4 protein-coding genes and 1 pseudogene are annotated in these 3,763 nt (G+C 39.2%); 4 read left to right on the top strand and 1 reads right to left on the bottom strand.

Annotated elements, in window-relative coordinates:
* Positions 1-87 precede the first annotated feature (87 nt).
* Positions 88-762 (top strand): cadherin repeat domain-containing protein, encoded by a 675-nt coding sequence (locus AAAT87_RS15010; RefSeq protein WP_349226873.1) that lies wholly within the window; start codon positions 88-90, stop codon positions 760-762.
* A gap of 58 nt (positions 763-820) precedes the next feature.
* Positions 821-2,194 carry an Outer membrane protein SusF domain-containing protein gene (locus tag AAAT87_RS15005; RefSeq protein ID WP_349226872.1) on the top strand — a complete coding sequence of 458 codons (1,374 nt, stop codon included), beginning with the start codon at positions 821-823 and terminating at the stop codon, positions 2,192-2,194.
* 21 nt (positions 2,195-2,215) lie between these two features.
* Here the strand turns inward: AAAT87_RS15005 and AAAT87_RS15000 are convergent, their stop codons facing one another.
* A complete protein-coding gene (locus tag AAAT87_RS15000; RefSeq protein WP_349226871.1) occupies positions 2,216-2,425 on the bottom strand; it encodes a hypothetical protein in 210 nt (69 codons plus the stop codon).
* 57 nt (positions 2,426-2,482) lie between these two features.
* Here AAAT87_RS15000 and AAAT87_RS14995 point away from each other — a divergent pair.
* Together AAAT87_RS14995 and AAAT87_RS14990 are read left to right on the top strand one after the other, a co-directional pair.
* Positions 2,483-3,369 (top strand): annotated as a pseudogene (locus AAAT87_RS14995) (ORF6N domain-containing protein); the annotation flags it as partial.
* Between the two features lie 59 nt (positions 3,370-3,428).
* Positions 3,429-3,623 (top strand): type II toxin-antitoxin system YafQ family toxin, encoded by a 195-nt coding sequence (locus AAAT87_RS14990; protein ID WP_349226874.1) that lies wholly within the window; start codon positions 3,429-3,431, stop codon positions 3,621-3,623.
* Positions 3,624-3,763 lie beyond the last annotated feature (140 nt).

The following is a 3,763-nucleotide window of genomic DNA, read 5'->3' as shown; positions in this document are numbered from 1 at the left end:
GGCAAAATCCTGAGCAACTTTTTGTTGCTCAGGAACTTATAAATAAAGTTAAATTATAGTGTTGCGGAATTAAGGATCAAAGAGAGTTTGCCACAATTCTGGTATCTTACTGGTGGTGTTATTGCCAATGGTAATTGGGACAATGATCCTAGCAAGATAGGTATTGGCATGATGCCTATGTACGTAAAAGAAGGTGAATCTTACGACAAGTTTACCGGTGACGGTATTGTTCAGTATACAGGTTACCTCAAAGCCGGTGAATTCAAGATTATTGCCCCTAAGGGTTTGACCAACTGGAACTACGGTATAGGTGGTGGAAACATCACAAAGGATGGTGGTGAAGACTTCAAATACCGTGATGGTGGCGATGACACAGGCAACTTGGTTGTAGCAGATCCAGGTTATTATGTACTCGAGGTAAATACTAAAGAGCATAAATTGAAGGTTTCACCTTACAACGCAGACTATAAGTATTACAAGGGAGAAGTTGTAGACTACACCACTATGAAGATTGGTGATACAGAGATGTCACCAATTACAACAATTGATGGTGTTCCAAATCATGACTGGTATGCAGAAATCACTTTGTCAGCTAAGACAGAGATGTCCTTCACTTCCGGTGAGGCAACATGGGGCAGTTCTATCTTCCCATGTGCTATTAGCAACAAGGATGATGGCGTATCAATTCCATGTGATAAGGGTACCTACAAGGTATACTTCAACGACATCTCAGGTGCATACTCTTTTGTTGAGCAAAAATAATTAATCAAACTCAGGGAGAGGAGTTTGTTCTCCTCTCCCCCTAAATAAAGAAACAATTATGAAAATCAAATCATATTTATTAGCAGGCTTAGCAACATTTGCCCTTGCTTCTTGTGATGACAGTTTCAACGATTGGTCAGAGCAGCCAGGAAACCCACAAGGCGAAGCTGTAGCTTTTGGCAATGGTAGCGTTGCAGCTGTAGATGTTATTGATTTCGCACAGATTACAGAAAGTACAGACTCTGTACAGATTTGTAACATCACAAAGGCACCTACATCTTCTAATACTGCCTATACGCCAAAATATACTTTGCGAATCAACTATAAGAAGAACAACGAGCAGAAAACGGAAGTACTTAAGATGGGGTCTACCGGTAAGGTCAAATACGCAGATTTCAAGAAATTCGTAGAGAACACTTATGGTAAGAAACCAGTTGTCAATGACATCCAAGCAAAAGTTAGAGCCACTCTTTCCATGAATGGTAATACCAATGCAAGTTTCCTTGACTCAGAAAACTTTATCATAAAGGCAAAGCCAGATGCCCCAGAAATTGCGTCAACTTATTATGTAATTGGTGGAACATTAGACTGGGCTGAATCTGCAAGAACTAAGAAGCAGAAATTTATCCGCACCCACGCAGATGTTTACGACGACCCAGTTTTCACAGCAGTCATACCTGCCAATGCCGGTGGTGATACATGGTTTGGAATTGGTAGTGGAGAAACATGTGACGAAATTGCCAATAAGAATGAATGGAAACATGTTTTAGGAACAACCAAGGGTAATGGCTCTAATGGTGTCGACGTAGAAGAAAGCCTTGACACTCGTGAACATATCGGAAATGATGGTTCTTTTAAAGTTTCAACCGACAAGAAATATATCAAGATTGAAATCAACATGATGTACTCATCATACAAGATTACTCCTGTTGACTACCCTGACTATATTTCTGCAGTATCTGGTAATAGCGAACTGATGTTGAGAACATCTGATGGTAACAATTATTGCGGTGGTGCTTATATTAAGGGAGCACTGAAGATCAACGGAGAAGAGATTGCCGTTTCTGAACCAGCCGGTTACTATTGGATAGATTACAATACAGAGAATAAGACTGCTAATCTGACAGCCATCACAACTATTGGTGTTATAGGTGATGCCACACCTGGAAAATGGGACAATGATACTGACATGACATACAACGCAGTTGAAGGCTGTTGGGAAATCAAAGATATCAAATTGAACGATGGAAATATCAAGTTCCGTGCAAACGATAAATGGGATATCAATTGGGGTACCAATTCCGCCAATTCTCTCTTCTCGTTGGATATGAGTCCAAAGAGTGGTAACTTGAACATTGAAGCAGGAACATACGACATAAAACTCTATGCTCTCTGTTCTGGTCAGGCATATGCAATAATGACTAAGAAGTAAACATTTGCTTCATCAAATAAACTAAATATCAATAGGCGGCTCCCGGAATTGAGAGTCGCCTATTTTCTTTTTCTCCACCCCCTTTTCAAGTATTTTTTCCCTAAAACCTTGGAAGTTACGAGGAAAAGTCGTATCTTTGCAGAAGAAAAGCTGCACTCGGCAAATTGAAAGCAAGCTTTCTTTGCGCTCGTTTGCATTTTCTTTGTCCCTGAATAGCAATATTGCGTCCACGACCTTATAAACAACAAAGAATGTAAAATGGCAAATAACATAGAACATCAAGACAAAGATGAACTGGTTACAAATTGTGACCGGTCCAAAATGGATGTCACAAAATATGATGACCATAAACTTGCAAGTAACATAGAACCTCTAATAAAAGTAATTAGAGGACAACAAGTTATGCTTGATAAAGATTTAGCCACCTTATATGGTGTAGAGACAAAAGTCCTTAATCAAACCGTTAAGCGTAACATAGAGCGATTTCCAAACGATTTTCGCTTTGAATTGAGTAAAGAAGAATGTTTGAGGTCACAATTTGTGACCTCAAACGGCAGAGGTGGTAACCGATACTCAACTTATGCCTTTACAGAACAAGGCGTGGCAATGCTTAGTAGTGTCCTTCGTTCGAAAACAGCCATAGAGGTAAACATTCAGATTATGCGAGCATTTGTTTCCATGCGTCACTTCATGGTAAAGATACCGATAAGCACATAGAGGCAACCAATAAGCGTATTGATGAGGTGTTCCGCAGATTGGACGAGGGCAATACGAAACCGAAGCAAGGAGTATTCTATAATGGGCAAATTTATGATGCCTATACTTTCGTTTCCGATTTGATTAAGAGCGCAAAAAAGCGCATTATTCTTATCGACAACTATGTGGATGAAACTGTACTTACATTACTAGACAAAAGAGGACCTGAAGTGACTGCTGTCATCTATACTCAGCAGATAAGTCGTCATTTCCAACTTGACATTGACCGCCATAACGCTCAATATGCACCAATAGCTGTAGAAACATTCCGTTTATCACATGACCGCTTTCTTTGCATAGATGATGACGTTTATCATATAGGTGCTTCTATCAAGGATCTGGGCAAAAAATGGTTTGGTTTCTCTAAAATGGAAATACTTACACCTAATGAGTTGGTGGAAAGAATAAATAGAGGGTAATAAAATGAGAAAATAAGAACAGACAAATACTATAAAGATTTCCGCAGTAGCCTTTCTCCATCGAAAAGGCAATTAACGATTGGAATCAAAATAGAATCCAATATGCGGTTCTCAATTCTGAGAGCCGCATATTTTCTTTTTGCGGTATCTCGGAGTGTCACATAACCCCAGATTGGTTGATGCTGTGGGAACAAAACGATGAAAAACTAACCTTGCTGTTTCTCAACAATGGAACCCATAGCGATTTGTTTTAACAAAATAGCTTTACAAGTTAAATGCGGTGAAAAATCTCTTAAGGGAAGATTTTATTTTCCTTAAGCCTTAATTCCGCAACACTATAATTTAACTTTATTTATAAGTTCCTGAGCAACAAAAAGTTGCTCAGGATTTTGCC

This window comes from Segatella sinensis (assembly GCF_040095255.1).
GTDB classification, from domain to species: domain Bacteria; phylum Bacteroidota; class Bacteroidia; order Bacteroidales; family Bacteroidaceae; genus Prevotella; species Prevotella sinensis.
Note: the sequence above shows the minus strand (reverse complement) of the source record. Positions and strands in the feature narration are given on the sequence as shown.

Bases quoted from the DNA above. Each gene is read 5' to 3' on its own strand.
- AAAT87_RS15005 (WP_349226872.1), top strand. From the start codon at position 821: ATGAAAATCAAATCATATTTATTAGCAGGCTTAGCAACATTTGCCCTT.